Annotated in this window: 19 protein-coding genes; 11 read left to right on the top strand and 8 right to left on the bottom strand. The window is 42.6% G+C overall.

Annotation, left to right across the window (positions count from 1 at the left end):
* Positions 1-194 precede the first annotated feature (194 nt).
* Complete coding sequence (locus MIS45_RS01425; RefSeq protein WP_249442881.1) at positions 195-809, top strand: biliverdin-producing heme oxygenase; 615 nt, start codon at positions 195-197, stop codon at positions 807-809.
* 279 nt (positions 810-1,088) lie between these two features.
* Positions 1,089-1,715: a bifunctional 4-hydroxy-2-oxoglutarate aldolase/2-dehydro-3-deoxy-phosphogluconate aldolase gene (locus MIS45_RS01420; RefSeq protein ID WP_249450772.1), complete on the top strand. Its 627-nt coding sequence runs from the start codon at positions 1,089-1,091 to the stop codon at positions 1,713-1,715.
* A gap of 50 nt (positions 1,716-1,765) precedes the next feature.
* Here the strand turns inward: MIS45_RS01420 and MIS45_RS01415 are convergent, their stop codons facing one another.
* The 6 genes from MIS45_RS01415 to MIS45_RS01390 form a co-directional block, all read right to left on the bottom strand.
* Positions 1,766-2,644 carry a DUF817 domain-containing protein gene (locus MIS45_RS01415; RefSeq protein WP_249450771.1) on the bottom strand — a complete coding sequence of 293 codons (879 nt, stop codon included), beginning with the start codon at positions 2,642-2,644 and terminating at the stop codon, positions 1,766-1,768.
* A gap of 88 nt (positions 2,645-2,732) precedes the next feature.
* Entirely contained in the window at positions 2,733-2,888 is a 156-nt protein-coding gene (gene rpmG / locus MIS45_RS01410) for a 50S ribosomal protein L33 (protein WP_002642891.1), read from the bottom strand.
* A gap of 23 nt (positions 2,889-2,911) precedes the next feature.
* A complete protein-coding gene (gene rpmB, locus MIS45_RS01405; protein WP_249442878.1) occupies positions 2,912-3,148 on the bottom strand; it encodes a 50S ribosomal protein L28 in 237 nt (78 codons plus the stop codon).
* A gap of 224 nt (positions 3,149-3,372) precedes the next feature.
* Complete coding sequence (locus MIS45_RS01400; RefSeq protein ID WP_249450770.1) at positions 3,373-3,843, bottom strand: CYTH domain-containing protein; 471 nt, start codon at positions 3,841-3,843, stop codon at positions 3,373-3,375.
* Between the two features lie 396 nt (positions 3,844-4,239).
* Positions 4,240-4,461 (bottom strand): glycine zipper 2TM domain-containing protein, encoded by a 222-nt coding sequence (locus MIS45_RS01395; protein WP_249450769.1) that lies wholly within the window; start codon positions 4,459-4,461, stop codon positions 4,240-4,242.
* Positions 4,462-4,642: 181 nt separating this feature from the next.
* Complete coding sequence (locus MIS45_RS01390; RefSeq protein ID WP_249450768.1) at positions 4,643-5,602, bottom strand: glycosyltransferase family 2 protein; 960 nt, start codon at positions 5,600-5,602, stop codon at positions 4,643-4,645.
* Positions 5,603-5,996: 394 nt separating this feature from the next.
* On the opposite strand from MIS45_RS01390, the gene MIS45_RS01385 reads away from it, so the two are divergent.
* Positions 5,997-6,680, top strand: a complete 684-nt coding sequence (locus tag MIS45_RS01385; RefSeq protein ID WP_249442874.1) for a 2,3-diphosphoglycerate-dependent phosphoglycerate mutase — start codon at positions 5,997-5,999, stop codon at positions 6,678-6,680.
* 129 nt (positions 6,681-6,809) lie between these two features.
* Here MIS45_RS01385 and edd read toward each other — a convergent pair whose 3' ends face one another.
* A complete protein-coding gene (edd, locus tag MIS45_RS01380; RefSeq protein WP_249442873.1) occupies positions 6,810-8,642 on the bottom strand; it encodes a phosphogluconate dehydratase in 1,833 nt (610 codons plus the stop codon).
* Between the two features lie 425 nt (positions 8,643-9,067).
* Here edd and zwf point away from each other — a divergent pair, with 425 nt between their 5' ends.
* From zwf to pgi, 8 genes are all read left to right on the top strand, one after another.
* On the top strand, positions 9,068-10,510 hold the full coding sequence (gene zwf, locus MIS45_RS01375) for a glucose-6-phosphate dehydrogenase (RefSeq protein ID WP_249450767.1): 1,443 nt from the start codon (positions 9,068-9,070) through the stop codon (positions 10,508-10,510).
* Positions 10,511-10,614: 104 nt separating this feature from the next.
* Complete coding sequence (locus MIS45_RS01370; RefSeq protein ID WP_249450766.1) at positions 10,615-10,971, top strand: EF-hand domain-containing protein; 357 nt, start codon at positions 10,615-10,617, stop codon at positions 10,969-10,971.
* Positions 10,972-11,067: 96 nt separating this feature from the next.
* Entirely contained in the window at positions 11,068-11,739 is a 672-nt protein-coding gene (gene leuE / locus MIS45_RS01365) for a leucine efflux protein LeuE (RefSeq protein ID WP_249450765.1), read from the top strand.
* Positions 11,740-11,804: 65 nt separating this feature from the next.
* Entirely contained in the window at positions 11,805-12,503 is a 699-nt protein-coding gene (gene pgl, locus MIS45_RS01360; protein WP_249450764.1) for a 6-phosphogluconolactonase, read from the top strand.
* Positions 12,484-13,461, top strand: coding sequence for a glucokinase (locus MIS45_RS01355; RefSeq protein WP_249442868.1), 978 nt, complete (start codon positions 12,484-12,486; stop codon positions 13,459-13,461). Before pgl ends, MIS45_RS01355 begins: the two co-directional genes overlap by 20 nt.
* Before the next feature lie 100 nt (positions 13,462-13,561).
* Complete coding sequence (gene nudE, locus MIS45_RS01350) at positions 13,562-14,122, top strand: ADP compounds hydrolase NudE (RefSeq protein ID WP_249450763.1); 561 nt, start codon at positions 13,562-13,564, stop codon at positions 14,120-14,122.
* A 94-nt stretch (positions 14,123-14,216) separates the two neighbouring features.
* The gene (locus tag MIS45_RS01345) at positions 14,217-15,071 is read left to right on the top strand and encodes an SIS domain-containing protein (protein ID WP_249442866.1); all 855 of its coding nucleotides are present in this window, start codon (positions 14,217-14,219) and stop codon (positions 15,069-15,071) included.
* Positions 15,072-15,192: 121 nt separating this feature from the next.
* Complete coding sequence (gene pgi, locus MIS45_RS01340) at positions 15,193-16,863, top strand: glucose-6-phosphate isomerase (RefSeq protein WP_249450762.1); 1,671 nt, start codon at positions 15,193-15,195, stop codon at positions 16,861-16,863.
* A 61-nt stretch (positions 16,864-16,924) separates the two neighbouring features.
* On the opposite strand, the gene MIS45_RS01335 is transcribed toward pgi, so the two are convergent.
* On the bottom strand, positions 16,925-18,442 hold the full coding sequence (locus MIS45_RS01335; RefSeq protein WP_249451315.1) for a cell division protein ZipA C-terminal FtsZ-binding domain-containing protein: 1,518 nt from the start codon (positions 18,440-18,442) through the stop codon (positions 16,925-16,927).
* Between the last annotated feature and the right edge of the window lie 17 nt (positions 18,443-18,459).

Genomic DNA, 18,459 nt, shown 5'->3' with positions numbered 1-18,459 from the left:
TCACAATATTGAGCTTGCTTTTATCGCCACTTCATGCGCCTACTGCGTTGGCTTTTCATGCCAATATGTTCAATATTGACATGAAAAGTCGCCTTGTATTCGCAAGTGTGTCAATAAAATCAAGCCATCAATCTTATGAATACAGGTTCTTAGACTCATTACCATAATATAGATTTTTTCAGAGGAGATAAACAATGTTCAATCATACCAATTGCGATGAAAAAAATGAAAATTTGGACAATTTAACTCTTGCCAAATTTTTGAAATACAATTGCCAAACGACGCACGATAGCGTAGATAATTTAGTTATGTCAGTCAAACCCTTTGATACACCTGAAAACTACATCAGATTTTTACAACTGCAAGCCATTTTTCATAAAATTGTAGATGATATTTATAAAAATCCTGATTTAAATCAAAAAATTGAAGGTTTGTCTGAATTGGCGCGTTACGATTCTGTAATACAAGATTTACAAGATTTGAATACAAGTGAAAAAGCCATTAAAACCCCATTGCCACAGTTATCAGGTGCTGAAATTTTAGGTTGGCTGTATTGTGCAGAAGGCTCCAATGTAGGCGCAGCATTTTTGTTTAAAGATGCACAAAATAAATTAGGTTTGGGGGCTGAATATGGTGCACGCCATTTGGCACCACATGCTGATGGACGCGGTAAACATTGGCGTGATTTTGTCGCTCAACTGAATACCTTATCTCTAACTGAAGAAGAACGTACCGCTGCATTAAAAGGTGCATTAGATGCGTTCGCGTTTTATAAAATCATTGTACGGGAAATTTTTGAATTGAAATAAGGTGTTATTTTTATAGGCAGCCTGAAAAAAATACCAATGTAACAAAATAACAAATTAAGGTGTAAAATAACACCACTTATCTTTTTCAGGGCTAAAGTCTTTGCAAAAACCTAGATTTGCGCATAGTTCAAAGTCATAACAACATAAAAAGTGCATACCTATCATCAATGATAGAAAACTTTTGAGTCACGCATGACGCAGAACTCCGCCAAACATTAGGATTTACATAGTTTCAGGCTGCCTGAAATCCATCTAACACATTAAATACAAGGAAAAAATATGACTCCACGCGACATTTTATCCGCAGGCGCGGTTGTTCCCGTTATGGCGATTGATGATTTAAACACCGCCGTTGATTTAGCACACGCATTAGTAGCAGGTGGCATTCCCACTTTGGAAATCACTTTGCGCACACCTGTGGGTTTAGATGCCATTAAATTGATTAAACAAGAAGTACCTAATGCGATTGTTGGCGCAGGTACGGTAACCAATCCCGAACAATTAAAAGCGGTTGCCGATGCAGGTGCAGTTTTTGCTATCAGCCCTGGTTTGCATGAATCATTGGCAAAAGCCAGCCACGATGTTGATATTCCCTTAATTCCTGGTATCGCTACCCCTGGTGAAGTACAACTGGCATTGGAACATGGCATTGATACCTTAAAATTATTCCCTGCCGAAGTGGTGGGTGGCAAAGCCATGCTTAAAGCCTTGTATGGTCCTTATCCAAACATTCGTTTTTGTCCAACTGGCGGGATTACTTTGCAATCCGCACCCGAATATTTAGCCTTGCCTAACGTATTATGCGTAGGCGGCACATGGCTGACGCCAAAAGAAGCAGTACAAAATAAAGATTGGGATACGATTACACGTTTAGCAAAAGAAGCAGCGGCATTGCGTGCAAAATAATCATGCAATAATTATTCAGGCAGCCTGAAAATATTTTCAGGCTGCCTATTTCATTTCGCAACAAATACCGTTGCTTTAATATGTTTCAAATGCGTAACAATCGTAAAAGTCATAATCACCAACAACGACCATGAACTGAATTTGCTGATATGCACCAATGACCACGCCCCCATTTGATTAGGATACTGCCAAATACCCAAAAACGTACCGATATTTTCCGCCAACCAAATAAAAAAACCAATCAGAACAAAGGCTAACAAAATCGGCATTTTGCGTGGCGTATCATACGGCGTGAACACCACATAACTTCGCGCATACAAGCCCATCACAAACGCAGCAATATACCAACGCAAATCTGCTATCGCATGATGCGTAAAAAAATTCAAGTAAATCGCAATAGCCGTCAATGTTGCCAAACTATATGGTGGCATTCGGTACACATGCAAATCAAACAATCGCCATGCCTGAATGATATAACTCGCCACCGCCGCATACATAAACCCCGTAAACAACGGCACACCAAACACTTTGCTGTACGCAAAATCAGGATAAGCCCAAGATGCCCGAATATGCGCATCCGCAGGCAATAAGGCAGCCTGAATATCGGGCGATGTTTTAAATAATTCCAATATAAAACCAACGATATGAAACAAAGTGATGGACTTGATTTCGTCCCAAGTTTCCCATTTTGCCCATAACATACCCAACTGCACCACTATCGCAAAAATTAACAGCACATCATAGCGTGGCAAACCCAAGATGCCCGATTTAGGCACCAAAAACATCGCCACAAAAAACAAACCTGCAAACACACACGCACGCGCCTCTTTCAAACCAAAAAACCAAAATTCCGTTAAAAAACGCGGGAAACCATGAAGTCTCGGTCGGCGCGGATGTTCACAAAGCCATTTATCCAATTTAGCGTGCATTTTCAGGCTGCCTTTATCATTTCTTCACAACAAAAAATCTCCGTCATAAAAAATGATACGGAGATTTTTTTATTTAAAACCATAAAAATTATTTCAATTTGGTTTCTTTGTAAATAACGTGTTTGCGAGCAACTGGGTCAAATTTTTTGATTTCCATTTTGCCTGGCATTGTACGTTTGTTTTTAGTCGTGGTATAGAAATGACCTGTACCAGCAGAAGATTCCAGTTTGATTTTATCGCGCATGATATTAATCCTTTTTCCAGCAATTAAATCGCTTCACCGCGTGCACGCAAGTCAGCCAAAACAGCATCAATACCGTTTTTGTCAATAGTGCGCAATGCTGCGTTAGTTAAACGAAGGCGAACCCAACGGTTTTCGCTCTCAACCCAAAAACGACGTGATTGCAAGTTAGGCAAAAAGCGACGTTTGGTTTTGTTGTTGGCATGTGATACGTTGTTGCCAGACATTGGACGTTTGCCAGTTACTTTGCAAACTTTTGCCATGATTGGTCTCCAAACTTAAAAATGAAAAAATTTATCAAAAATGAAACGCGGTTTATATCATAAACCGTGTTTTTGGGCAATATTTACAAGGATTTAGTTGTTATTTTTGGGGCTTGTGCCTTGCCAAATAGGGTAAATCGCAGAAATTTGCCTACGAAAACGGCGGATTATACAAGGTTTATTGTTGTATGACAAAGGTTTTTTTGTTTCAGGCTGCCTGAAAGTTACCATGTGCTATATGGGTGTTGGCTAATATAGGCATTGGTAAAACGTCCATCGGCGGTAATTTCTTCGCCCAACCAATCGGGACGTGGATAATCGGTATCTTCGCTGGGCAATTCTAATTCTGCCAAAATCAATGGCGCATTGTCGCCAAAAAACTCATCAATTTCAAAAGTATAGCCTGAATATTCCACCAGATAACGATTTTTTTGGATTTTGAATGGACACATGGTATCCATCATCATTTGTGCATCGGCGAGTGGGATTGCGTATTCAAATTCGCTGCGAGTGGCATCGCTGATGTAGCCTTTGAGTGTGAGCCATGCTTGTTCGCCCACAATACGCACGCGAATGGTGCGCTCTTTTTCTACGCTCAAATAGCCTTGTTGCAGCGTTTTGGGTGCGCTGGCGTGTTCGCGCCAAGTGTCGTTTTTTAAGAGAAAACGGCGTTCAATTTCTAGTTTGGTATGCATTTTCAGGCTGCCTTTTTTATGATTATAGTCATTTTTTGCAAAACGAAATGAGGGTAGTTCGGATTAGCCGATATTTCCTACCACCATAAAATTTGTCAGATTCAAGAATCTGAACATCTATTTCGCAGGAAAAAACCGATTATAACGCGAACTAGGGAGAAATATTTCCCTAGATATTGACTTGGTAATACGAATACAATTTGTTGTCCTTGCGATTCAATATTAGGAAACTGAAACCTTTGCAAAACCTGAAACGGTAAGTCAGATTCTTGAACCCAACATTTCCCCACTCTTTATAGTGAATTCACATGACTATGCAATTCACAGTATTTATATGTACGAAAAGGCAGCCTGAAAATAATTTTTCAGGCTGCCTTTTGCCATTAAATAATCCAATTAACGGTTGATTTGACTACCTATCAAACCACCCAAAGCTGCACCAGTTAAAGTCGCTTCGGTATCATGACCGATTAAGTTACCCGCTGCTGCACCAACTACTGCACCCAAAGCGGTATTGGCTTGGGATGGCGACAGACCCACGCCACCATTTGCGGTACATGCGCCCAAAGTAGCGGTCATCAAAATAATAGCAGCCGTTTTGCTTACGATAGATTTCATAATTACTCTCCCGAGTTGTTTGACAAAGACTGCGCGCAGTATCGCATAAATAAATGTGAAATTATTGGCGAAAATGTAAAACAGCGAAAAGATATTTAATCTTATTTCCAAAAGGCAGCCTGAAAACTATATTTTTATTTTCAGGCTGCCTATTTCACAAAATTCCCAATAACATCATGTTTTACAAAACAATATCTATCTTGCTAAACGGCTGAACCAACGCCAATAATTCAGGCGTGAAATAATGACGCACACTGGCTTTTTGCGTTTCATTCAAATATACATAATATCTGTCATACAACACCATGACTTGAACCGCTATTGTGCTGATTAAATGCTTATGCATTCTCTGCCAATGCGCTTGATTTTCAGACTGCATCGCACGTTGTTTTGCCCATTCCATGCGCTGCCATAATAATTTCACAATTTCACAGGTACTTACACATCCGCGCATATTACTATCAAGCGAGTGCGATGCACTATTTACACGATGCCGATAAACATAACCCACTTGCTTGATTTCCAGCACGCGAATATCGGGCTGACTGCACATTACATCAGCAAAAAACAGTGCATCTTCACTATGCGAAATACCTTCGGGAAAACGCAGCCCATGTTGCTGCAATAATTGCGTACGATAAAAACCATTTGTCGCCAATGGAAACCAATTGACCAACAACATTTGATGCCAATAATCATGTCCATGCGACACATAGGCTTCTCCATTAAATTGATGATAGGGCGATTGCGTGGTCAAATATTCGCCATTGTGTTTTATCCATTGAATCAACGTCTTCACAATATCTATTTTTTGCTGGGTCGCAAACTCAATCCAAGCGGGATAGTGCGCTTGATTGCGTAGTATATCGTCCGCATCCACAAATTGCACAAACCGACCACGCGCCAGAGCAATACCACGATTTCGCGCTGCTGATACGCCTTGATTATGCTGTCGAATCAAGGTAATGCAATCATGCAGCCTGAAAAAATCTTGCGCCACTTCGCCCGTATTATCCGTAGAACCATCGTCAATCAAGATAATTTCTTTCGCCACAGGCACGGCAAGCAAACTTTCCAAACAATCAGGCAAATATTCCGCCACATTGTAAGCAGGTACAACAAATGTGATTTCAGGCTGCATTTTCTTTCCTTATCATTTTCAGGCTGCATGACAATTGTAGGTCGGGCATTCATGCCCGACATGATGAATCACAGCATTGTGTCGGGCATGAATGCCCGACCTACAACTGCGAAACTTTATATAGCCTTTGGCACTATCTTAAATAAAAAAGTCTTCTTTGTTTTTACGGCATCAATCGCGTATATTCTCAACCGAGACAGCAACTCTTTTGATACTTGTATTGTAACTTCAAATGGGACACAATTTATTTTGTGTCCCACGTTTTTATTCGTAACCCAATCTATAGGCAGCCTGAAAACAAGAAAAATCGGTTTTCAGGCTGCCTATATAGCAAAAACAAGCAAATTTTGTTATAAAGCTACTTTTCTACCTACAAACAACAAAGGAAGCACTTATGGAATTGGTATTTATCCGCCACGGTCAAAGCGAATGGAATGCGAAAAACTTGTTCACAGGTTGGCGCGATGTCAAATTGTCAGAACAAGGCTTGGCAGAGGCTGCCGCTGCTGGCAAAAAATTGAAAGAACACGGCTACGAATTTGATATTGCCTTCACATCCGTTTTAACGCGCGCCATCAAAACTTGCAACATCGTGTTGGAAGAAAGCGACCAACTGTTTGTACCACAAATCAAATCTTGGCGTTTGAACGAACGTCATTACGGTGCATTGCAAGGCATGGACAAAAAACAAACTGCCGAAAAATATGGCGATGAACAAGTTCACATTTGGCGTCGCAGCTACGATACATTGCCACCTTTGTTGGATAAAAATGATGAGTTTTCAGCGCATAACGACCGTCGCTATGCCAACTTGCCAGCCGATGTTGTACCCGATGGCGAAAATTTGAAAGTTACTTTGGAGCGTGTTTTACCATTTTGGCATGACCAAATCGCCCCAGCTATTTTGTCAGGCAAACGCGTTTTGATTGCTGCACACGGCAATTCTTTGCGTGCATTGGCTAAACACATTGAAGGCATTTCTGATGAAGACATTATGGATTTGGAAATCCCAACGGGTCAGCCTTTGGTGTATAAACTGGACGACAAATTGAATGTGATTGAGAAATTCTACTTGTAATGTTTTTATAATAAAAAGGCAGCCTGAAAGGTTTCAGGCTGCCTTTTATAAAGGTTTCCATCCATAAAAATGGAACGTTAAACTTGAGATTTAACGTTCCATATTTGTTTTCAGGCTGCCTGAAAATAATTAAGCAAAATCACCGCCAAAACTCATTGCACCCGTTTCCGCGCTGCTGGCATGGCTGCGGAAACCTGCGAACAACTCTCGTCCAATGCCGTGGGCATTGCGAGACAAATCAGGTGCTGGCACGCTACGCGCTTTAAATTCACGTTCATTCACCAACACATTCAATTCACCCGTATGCGCATTAAAACGAATCATATCGCCCGTACGAATTCTGCCAATATTGCCACCCATCAAGGCTTCTGGAGAAACATGAATTGCCGCAGGAACTTTGCCCGATGCGCCAGACATACGACCATCAGTAACCAACGCCACTTTTTGTCCACGGTCTTGCAAAATAGCCAATGGCGGTGTCAATTTATGTAATTCAGGCATACCATTGGCACGCGCACCTTGATAACGCACCACGCACACAAAATCTTTGCCATCCAATTCGCCACGTTCAAATGCTGCCAACACATCACGTTGGTCATCAAATACAATCGCAGGTGCTTCAATTTCAAAACTGTTTGGACGCATTGCTGATACTTTAATCACGCTGCGACCAATATTACCTTTCATCAAACGCAAACCACCATCAGGCGAGAATGGATTGTCAATCGTGCGCAAAATATTTTCATCGCGACTTTCTGCTACTGCATCTTGCCACACCAATTTGCCGTCCAACAAAAATGGTTCTTGTGTATAGGCTTGCATACCATGACCCACCACCGTGTCCACATCATCATGCAGCAAACCTGCATTACGCAACTCACGAATCACAAATGGCAAACCGCCTGCCGCCGCAAAATGATTCACGTCCGCTTGACCGTTTGGATACACGCGAATCAACAAGGGCACAATCGCCGAAATTTCATCAAAATCATCCCAATTCAAAATCACACCCGCCGCGCGTGCCATTGCCACCAAGTGCATGGTGTGATTGGTTGAACCGCCTGTTGCCATCAAACCAATCAATGCGTTGATAAACGATTTTTCGCTCAACATTTCGCCAATCGGTTTGGCTGTACCATTTTTCACACTTTGCGCCAAATGTGCTGCTGCATGACGTGTTAAAGCTTCACGCATAGGCGTATAAGGATTAAAGAATGCTGCTGCTGGCAAATGCAAACCCATAAATTCCATCATCATTTGATTGGAATTTGCCGTACCATAGAATGTGCAAGTACCAGGGCTATGATACGAACCCATTTCGCTTTCCAGCAATGCATCGCGTCCTACTTTACCTTCTGCAAATAATTGACGTGTACGCGCTTTTTCTTTGTTGCCGATGCCGCTGACCATTGGACCTGCTGGCGTGAAAATCGCAGGAATATGACCGCACGATAATGCACCAATCACCAACCCCGGCACAATTTTGTCGCACACGCCAAAAAATAACGCACCATCAAACATTTGATGCGACAAACCCACCGCTGTACTCATCGCAATCACATCACGCGAAAACAGCGACAATTCCATGCCTTCATAACCTTGCGTGATGCCATCACACATCGCAGGCGTACCCCCAGCCACTTGCGCGGTTGCACCATGTTTTGCCACTTCATCTTTAACCCAATCAGGAAAATCTTTAAATGGCTGATGCGCCGACACCATGTCGTTGTATGCCGTAATCATACCCAAATTAGGCACATTTTCTTTTTGCATTTCAATTTTGATGGTTTTGGGCATTGCCGCGTAACCATGCGCCAAATTGGAACAACCCAGTTGGTCGCGCTCCACACGACCTTGTTGTTTTTGTGCGCGAATCCGTTCCAAATAGGCTTCACGAGTGGGGCGTGAGCGTTCAATAATACGGTTGGTAATTTCCGCTAATTTAGGGTGCAGATTTGTCATGTGGTTTTATCCTTATAAGCTAATTTAATGGTATGATTATAACGGTTTTTTGTAGCATTGTTACAAATAAATTGGAAAAAGGCAGCCTGAAAATAGCGCAACCATTGCTGTAATTTTACAACATTTTGCGGATAAAATCAGACTATTTGCTGTGCTATATCAAATTCTTGCCAAATTTAATCATATACAATAAGTGTAATAATGTGTAGTATTGCTACTAGGAGGAAAGATACTTTCAGGCTGCATTTAAATAATCTATGCCAAAAGGCAGCCTGAAATCCGTGTAAAACCCTTATTTTGGTCTATTGATTGGCAATATAATTTCAGTAAAAAAGCAGCCTGAAAAGAAAAATAAGCTGTTTTCAGGCTGCGTTATTAAAGAATTTTGTTTATTTCTACTCACTTTTATCCGAAAGGAATCAAAAATGTCCCAACAATTAAATAATTTTGACATGGTTATTTTTGGCGCAACGGGCGATTTGGCAATGCGCAAATTATTGCCCTGTTTGTATCAAGCACACGCAGCAGGTTTATTGCATCCGCAAGGTCGCATTTTGGGCGTATCGCGCAGCCAATTTGATACGGCTCAATTTTTGGCAAAAGTGGAAACTGATAGCAAAATTCATGTGAAGAAAAATTTTAGCGAGGAATTGTGGGCATCGTTCATTGCGCGCCTTCAATATTTAACCGTAGATGTGAACACGCCTGAACACTTTACTGAATTGAGTAAAATCGTTAAAGCGCGTACCGAAACCGACAATGTGATTATTTACCTGTCCACCGCGCCCAAATTTTTCGCGCCTGCTTGCAAAAATTTGGCAAACGTGGGCTTGAATGCCGACAATGTTCGTATTGTTTTGGAAAAACCACTTGGTACAGATTTGCAATCATCGCAAGAAATCAACACCGATGTGGCGCACTATTTCCAAGAAAATCAGATTTACCGCATTGACCATTATTTGGGCAAAGAAAGTTTGCAAAATGTTTTGCCTTTGCGTTTTGGCAATGTGTTTTTTGAACAAGTTTGGAACAAAGATTTTGTCAAATCCGTACAAATTACCATCGCCGAACAATTGGGCGTGGAAGAACGCGGCGAGTTTTACGACATCACAGGTGCATTGCGCGATATGGTGCAAAACCACATTATGCAAATGCTATGCTTTGTCGCAATGGAAAAACCCAAATCTTTGGATGCAGACGATGTGCGCGATGAAAAATTAAAAGTCGTGGCAGCCTTAAAACCGATGACTTCTGCCGATGTGGACAAAAACGTGATTCGCGCCCAATACACCGATTCAGGCAGCCTGAAAGGGTATTTGCAGGAAAACAATGTGCCAGCCGACAGCCGCACCGAGACTTATGTTGCCATTCGCGCTGAAATTGATACGCCACGTTGGGCGGGTGTGCCGTTTTATTTGCGCACGGGCAAACGCTTGGCGGCGCGTTCCGCAGAAATTGTGTTGAATTTCAAGGAACAAGAAAACGGTTTGTTTGGTGCCAATCCCAATCGTTTGGTGATTAGTTTGCAGCCCGATGAGACGATTTCATTGAAATTGTATGTGAAACAAGTGGGTAGCGGTTTGGACGTGCAGCCTGCGGAAATGGTGTTGGACATGGGCAAAGTGTCCGATGCCCGCCGTGCCGAAGCCTATGAATTGCTGTTGCGTGAAGTGATTGATGGGCGTTTGGGCTTATTTAATCGCCGCGATGAATTGGAAAAAGCGTGGGAATGGGTGATGCCGATTTTGGATAATTGGGCGGTTTCGCCAATTAAACCTTATGGTTATGCGGCAAATAGCTGGGGCCCGAAAGAAGCGCAAGATTTATTGGCGCGTGATGGCAATGCGTGGTTGGAAGACCAAGCGTAATTTTTCAGGCAGCCTTTTGGGTACACGATAAAATAAGGCAGCCTGAAAAAGGCAAAATAGTTTTCAGGCTGCCTATTTATTCAATTATATTAGAAGGAAATACGATGAAAGTAAAAGCAATTTTAGCAACTGTATTATTAGCTGCAACTTCTGGCGCTATGGCGTGTCAAAATACTTCTGCGGTGGAAGCATTTGGTAAGCGTTTGGATAAAAACAAAGATGGTCAAATCAGCTTACATGAATGGAAACACATGAATGGTGTTAAAGCATTCGAGCGTGATTTCAATCGTGGCAGCCTCAAAACATTTCACACTTTGGATACCAATGGCGACCGCAAATTGAGTATGAAAGAATTGGCTGCATTATCAGGTCGTGTTACCTACAAAAATGCGGTGGAATGTTCAAGCAATGCACCTTCTGCATCTAGTCAGTCCAATGTTGTGCCAGTAGAAGCAAAATAAGAATTTGCATTCTTTTTTATGTCGTAGGTTGGAATTTGACCTACGACTGCTATTAGCCCTAAAAGGCAGCCTGAAAAGGGTGTAAACGAGAAAATTATGTATGGCATTGTAGATTACCCTTTGTATTTCATTGGGGTCTTGACGATTATTTTTTTGCCTGGCCCAAACTCCATGTATTGTTTGGCAGTAGCAACACGTTCAGGCGTGCGTGAAGCGACTAAAACCATGGCAGCGGTTTTTATTGGCGACAGCATTCTAATGGCATTAGCCGCTGGGGGTGCAGCTTCGGTTTTACGAACCAATCCCATGTTATTCAATGTGTTAAAAATAATCGGAGGTTTGTATTTGGCGTACTTGGGTGTGCAAATGTTGCGCGATGCGTGGCAAGGTTTTCAGGCTGCCTTATCCAATCCACCACCCAATAGGCAGCCTGAACAAACCATGCAAATAACATCTGAACAGCCACACGAAAATGTGTTCAAACACGCTTTAACATTGAGTTTGATGAATCCAAAAGCGATTTTGTTTTTCCTATCGTTTTTTATCCCGTTTGTTGACCCCAATTATCCGCATCCTGCGTTGAGTTTTTTATTGTTGGCAATCACTTTGCAAGTGGTCAGCATGTGTTATTTGTTTATGCTAGCAATCGCAGGCAGCAAATTGGCAACATGGTTTGGCGGTAAACCCAAAGTTGGCGCGGCAGGTTTAGCTTTGGTTGGCTTATTATTTTGTACTTTTGCCGTGAAATTAGGGTTTGCGGTCATTTAAAATATCTAAACATAGGCTTTCAGGCAGCCTGAAAAAATCATTACCAATCATCACAAGGAACAATTATGGTTCAATTCACACAAACAGAAAATGCCACCCAATCGGCAGAATATTTGGCGCAACAAGTTGCCCAAAATCTGCGTGATGTGTTGGCAAAACAAGAACGTGCCACACTTGCCATATCGGGTGGCAAATCGCCAATTGCTTTTTTTCAAGCACTCAATCAAATGGATTTGGCTTGGGAGCGCGTCAATATTACTTTGGTGGACGAGCGCGTTGTGCCGACACATCACGCTGATAGCAACACAGGTTTGGTGCGACAATATTTGTTGCAAAATCAAGCACAAAAAGCAAAATGGTTGCCTGTTATTGCCGATGATGCCACCGAAGGCAGCCTGAAAAATACCGCGCAAGCCGTTGAATTTGCGTTGCAACATTACACGCAACCTGATGTATTGATTTTGGGTATGGGTGGCGATGGACACACCGCCAGCATTTTCCCCCAAGCACCACAATTTGCCGATGCCATTCGCGCAGATTATCCGCAACCCTTGTTGCATACCACGCCCATTACCGCGCCACACGAACGCATCAGCATGACACTTGCCGCGATTGAAGCCACGCCGTTTGTGTATTTAGCCATCGCAGGTGCAGAAAAACGTGCCGTATACGAGCAAGCAGTTCAGGCTGCCACACAAACTTTCCCTGTTAGTTATGTTTTAAATTCACACAAGGTAGAAACTCATGTCATCTACAACGACTAATTTTCCCCGTTTGGTTGCCGACATTGGTGGCACTAATGCCCGTTTTGCATTGGAAACAGCAAATCAAGTTTTTGAAAAAATTGAAGTATTACCGTGCAATGATTACAACACGATTGTAGATGCGGTTAAAGAATATTTGAAACGTGCAGGCAGCCCAGTGATTAAACATGCAGCGGTTGCCATTGCCAATCCCGTGTTTGGCGACTGGTTGCAAATGACCAACCACCATTGGTCGTTTTCCATTGAAACCACACGCCAAGCCTTGCATTTGGAAACCTTGTTGTTTATCAACGATTTTACCGCGCAAGCACTCGCCATTACCAAAACCGACCCTGCCGATTTAGTACAAATTGGTGGTATGCAAGCCGAAGAAGACGCACCCAAAGCAGTTTTAGGGCCTGGAACAGGTTTGGGCGTGAGCGGTTTGATTCCATCGCCAAGTGGCTACATTCCTTTGGCAGGCGAAGGCGGACACGTCAGCTTTCCCCCATTTGACGATGCCGAAGTGATGGTGTGGCAATACGCCAAGAAAAAATTTGGGCACGTTTCTGCCGAACGTTTTTTGAGCGGCGCAGGTTTAGTGTTGATTTACGAAGCTTTGGCAGAACGCGAAGGCGTAAAACGTCAAACTTTGACTCCTGCTGAAATCAGCGAACGTGCGTTGAGCGGCACATCGCCTTTGTGTCGTTTAACTTTGGATATTTTCTGCGCCATGCTCGGCACGGTGGCATCTAATTTAGCCTTGACTTTGGGTGCGCGTGGTGGCGTGTATTTGTGCGGCGGCATCATTCCGCGTTTTATTGATTATTTCAAATATTCGCCATTCCGCAATCGCTTTGACAACAAAGGACGTTTTGATGCATATTTGGCGACCATTCCTGTTTATGTGGTGTTGAGCAAATACCCTGGCATCACAGGCGCAGCGGTGGCATTGGAAAATCATTTAAATAATATGTAGTCAAATGTAATTTTGTTTTTTATAATGCTTTCAGGCTGCCTTAATAATATATGATGATTAAATAAAGGCAGCCTGAAAAATAATTCAAGAAAGTTTTACCATGTCTATTTTGCACAGTACGCAAATTCGTCCCGAAATTTTAGCTGTCCGCACCGCTGCCAAAACCGCCGTGTTTGAAGTGCAATCGGTGGATTTGCGTTTTAGCAATGGCGTGGAACGCACTTATGAGCGACTGACCCCAGCGCGCCGTCCATCGGTGATGGTGTTGCCGATTATGGACGATTGTTTGACACTGATTCGGGAATACGCAGTTGGCACGGAACGCCATGAATTGACCTGTATTAAAGGTTTAATTGATGCGAACGAAACACCAGAACAAGCTGCCAATCGTGAATTACAAGAAGAAATCGGTATGGGCGCGCACACTATCACACCTTTGCGCGTGTTGTATTCATCGCCTAGTCATATGTATAGCCCGATGCACGTTTTTATTGCACAGGATTTGTATCCGTCCAAACGACAAGGCGATGAACCTGAACCGCTGATACCTGTGTCTATTCCATTGGCACAATTGAATGATTTGATTGATGATGCTGAATTTGGCGATGCGCGAGTGTTGTCGGCATTGATGTTGTTGCAGCGGTATTTTCAGGCTGCCTAATCTACTATACAACTGAGAATAAATATTTCAGGCTGCCTATTTAATGCAGCCTGAAACCCAAAAAATCAACGCAAACTAAACTGGAAGAACAATTATGTTAAGCAATATCAGTGAAAAATTGGAAAGCCTATCTGCCGCAGAACGCAAAGTTGGCGAATGTGCGCTGGCTGAACCTAAATGGTTTGTGCATGCCGCCGTTGCCGAAATTGCCGACCGCGCCCAAGTATCACAACCCACCGTTATTCGCTTTTGTCGCAGCTTGAATTACAAGGGTTTACCCGAATTTAAACTTGCACTTTCTGCCAGCATCAGCCATTCAGGTCTGCCCTATGTTCACGAAGAATTGAACACCGATGACAGCATGAGTGAAGTAATGGAAAAAGTATTGGGTAACACTGCCGCCGCCTTATTGGGCGCAAGACGCAGCCTGAAAGAAAGCGAATTGGAAAACGCCATTGCCATGCTGACTCACGCACGGCGCATTGAATTTTATGGCGTTGGCAATTCAGGCATTGTGGCACAAGATGCACAACATAAATTTTTCCGTTTCGGCATTTCCACCGTTGCTTATTCTGACACACATATTCAGTTAATGGCTGCGGCGGTACTCAGTCCGCAAGATGTACTGGTGGTTATTTCCAATTCAGGTTCGTCTATTGAAGTGCTGGATGCGGTCAGCATCGCCAAAGAAAACGGCGCACAAGTCATTGCCATTACCCGTACCGACAGCCCATTGGCACAACTTGCCGATTGCGTATTAGCCGTAACCGCACAAGAAGACAGCACGCGCTACACGCCAATGGTATCGCGTTTGTTGCAACTGGCGATTATAGATATTTTGGCGATTGGTTTGGCGTTGAGATTGGGCGAAACTGCCAGCTTGCAACTGGAAAAAGGCAAGCGTAGCGTGATTCGTCATCGTATGGATGAGCATCATCATTCATCATAATCCATAAAGGCAGCCTGAAAACGCAAAAAAAAATAGTTTTCAGGCTGCCTTTTTTTGAAACTTCGCTTTATAATTCTATTTGTAGTATTATTTCAAACAAGTAACAATTAAGGACAATAACATGGCACAACCTATTGATTTTCCAGCATGGCAAGCCTTGCAACAAAACTTTGAACAAAGCAAACATATCCAAATGCGCGACCAATTTGAACAAGACCCACAATGCGCAGAACGCTATTGTTTAGAAGTGGGCGGCATTCATGTGGATTTTTCTAAAAACCGCATCAATGATGAAATTTTGGGCAATTTAGTTGAATTAGCCAAGCAAGCAGGTTTACCAGAACGCATGCAACAAATGTTCCGTGGCGAAAAAATCAATCAAACGGAAAATCGTGCCGTGTTGCACGTTGCCTTGCGCAATCGTACCAATAATCCTATTTTGGTAGATGGCGAAGATGTGATGCCGCAAGTAAACGATGTTTTGCGTCGTATGGGCGAATTTTCACATGCCGTTCGTAGCGGCGAATGGTTAGGCTACACCAATCAAGTGATTACCGATGTGGTCAATATTGGTATTGGTGGCTCGGATTTAGGTCCTTTGATGATGTGTACCGCGCTCAAAGGTTTTGGACATCCGCGTTTGAATATGCACTTTGTATCCAATGTGGACGGCGCACAACTGCGCGATGTGTTGGAAAGAGTGCATCCAGAAACCACATTATTTATCATTGCCTCTAAAACCTTTACCACGCAAGAAACCATTACCAATGCCAACACAGCACGCCAATGGTTCTTGAAAGAAGGTAGCGAAAAAGACATTGCTAAACATTTCGTTGCGGTATCTACCAATAAAGCAGAAGTAGCAAAATTTGGCATTGATACCGACCATATGTTTGAATTTTGGGATTGGGTAGGCGGACGATACAGCTTGTGGTCAGCGATTGGTTTACCGATTATGCTGTATTTGGGCGAAGAAAATTTCATTGAAATGCTCAACGGTGCACATTTGATGGACAATCATTTTATCAACGCACCATTGGAAAAAAATCTGCCCGTATTACTTGGCTTAATTGGCATTTGGTACATTAATTTTTACGGTGGAGGCAGCCATGTCATCGCACCCTATGACCAACATTTGCACCGTTTGCCTAAATTTATTCAGCAACTGGATATGGAATCCAATGGCAAACAAGTCAAAATGGGTGGCGAACCTGTGGCAACTGAAACAGGTCCAATTATTTGGGGCGAAACAGGCATCAATGGGCAACATGCTTTCTTCCAATTATTGCACCAAGGCACACACGTTACGCCGATTGATTTGATTGCATCATTGACCAAACGCAGCAATTTACCAGGTCATCACGAAATTTTATTGAGCAACGTATTTGCCCAAGCAGAAGCCTTTATGCGCGGTAAAACACCCGAAGAAGCACGCGCAGAATTACAAGCTCAAGGTTTGTCAGATGAGCAAATTGAAACACTTGTACCACACAAAACATTCAGCGGTAATCGCCCAACTAATATGATTTTGATGGACGAGGTGAATCCTCGCAATATGGGCAGCCTGATTGCGATGTATGAACACAAAGTGTTTACGCAAGGTGTGATTTGGGGTATCAACAGTTTTGACCAATGGGGCGTGGAATTGGGTAAACAGTTGGCAAAAACCATTTTGGCAGAACTGACAGGTGCGATTGACCCACAAAAACATGATGCTTCTACCTCACGTTTGATTCGTTTGTATCGCAAAACAAATTGTGCGGAAGATGGTACTTGTGATTTATTCAACTAATTAATTTATATAATAAAAAGGCAGCCTGAAAAATATTTTCAGACTGCCTTCATTTTAAAATTTAAGAAAATAAACGTTTTGCCAAGTTGCTACCTGGTTCAATGCCAACTTTGTTCATTTCATGTTGTCGCGCACCCACATAAGTGCGAACTTCTTTGAGCCAATCGGTAGAAAGTTGGCGAACTTGGTCATCCACCAAATCCAATCCCAACTCACCCGATAAACGAACGGCAAGTGTCATAAAACCATTGAAATCGGCTTCTGCATCGGGAATACGTGTAATGTCGAACAACATACTGAAACCTTTGTAAGGCTGGCTACTTAACAGGGCTTCGGTAAATGCACTTCCATCTAATGCAGCAATGGTGTATTTGGGTTCACCATTGATATTTTGCAATGAGAACGTGCCATCTGGCATCAATTCAAAACCCGATTTTTCTACTGCAGAACGGATTTCTGTTCCCAAAACGGTGGCGCGTGATACCAAATGTAATGCAATCGTTTGGTCTACACGAGCGCACAATTCATCCAAAGGTCTAGCAATTTCCAAGAATGTATCTACGTTTGCTGTGCTGGAAACACCATCCATTTTATTGGCAAATTGGCGAACTTGATTTGCAAAATATTCCAATTCTGCTTTTTCAGCCAAGCCATTGCGACTAATGGCTTGTAAACCCACCACAAATGCTTGATACGCTACCCCAGGAATAGGCTCGGCAGCCTGAAAACGTCCGTCCATAGTGCAGCCAATAATTTGGAAACGATGACGACCTGATAAACGTGGAATAGCGTGCAATTCTTTGGGTTCACGCAAGGCAATATAACCCATAAAATCAAAACGCTTATCAAACCAAAGCAACTCGCTTTGTTCCAAATCCTGCACATCAACCAAGGTTGGATGACCCGTTTGTGGTAATTCAGGCTCAATAACAGGTTCAGCAAAAATCGGTTCAGGTACAGCTTCAAACTTTTCTGGTACGGCAGCAAAATCTAATTCTTCTTGTTTAGGTTCAGTTTTCGCCACTAATTTAGAAGTAAACAATGATTTGATTTTGGAGGTGGTTTCCGAAATCACATGGGTAGAACCCGTGCTATTTGATTGTGGTTCAGTTTGTTGTGGCAACTCATCAATTACAGAAAAGACAGGCTGATTTTCGGCATGTGTGGATAATTTGTTCAGTAAAGTCCGCTCTACCATGTCATCATTTTGTGTTGTAATCGTAATGGTTTCTTCAACATCATGAGCATCCTGAACAATTTCTTCCACTTCAACCACAGAATTATCCTGCTTATCGGCTTCTGTTGCGCGAGTATCAGCAAAACGTGTGTCTAATTCAGCGATGGCATCAGTATCAGATTGTTCAGACTGCGTTGGATTAGTCTTCACTGCTGCACGGCGTAAACCTGATGATTGCAAGCTTTGACCATCGCGTACCGATAGTGTATTACTATCCAATAACGCATCATCATCAGCATGACCAAATTGATTGCGGATACGTTGGCGATATTGGTTTTCCTGATACATGTTGTATGCAACCACTGCTAGCAGCACGGTTAACAATAAAATTATAATAATCAGATAGATAGAATTCATAA

Origin of the sequence: Wielerella bovis (genome assembly GCF_022354465.1) — a bacterium.
Lineage (GTDB): Bacteria > Pseudomonadota > Gammaproteobacteria > Burkholderiales > Neisseriaceae > Wielerella > Wielerella bovis.
Note: the sequence above shows the minus strand (reverse complement) of the source record. Positions and strands in the feature narration are given on the sequence as shown.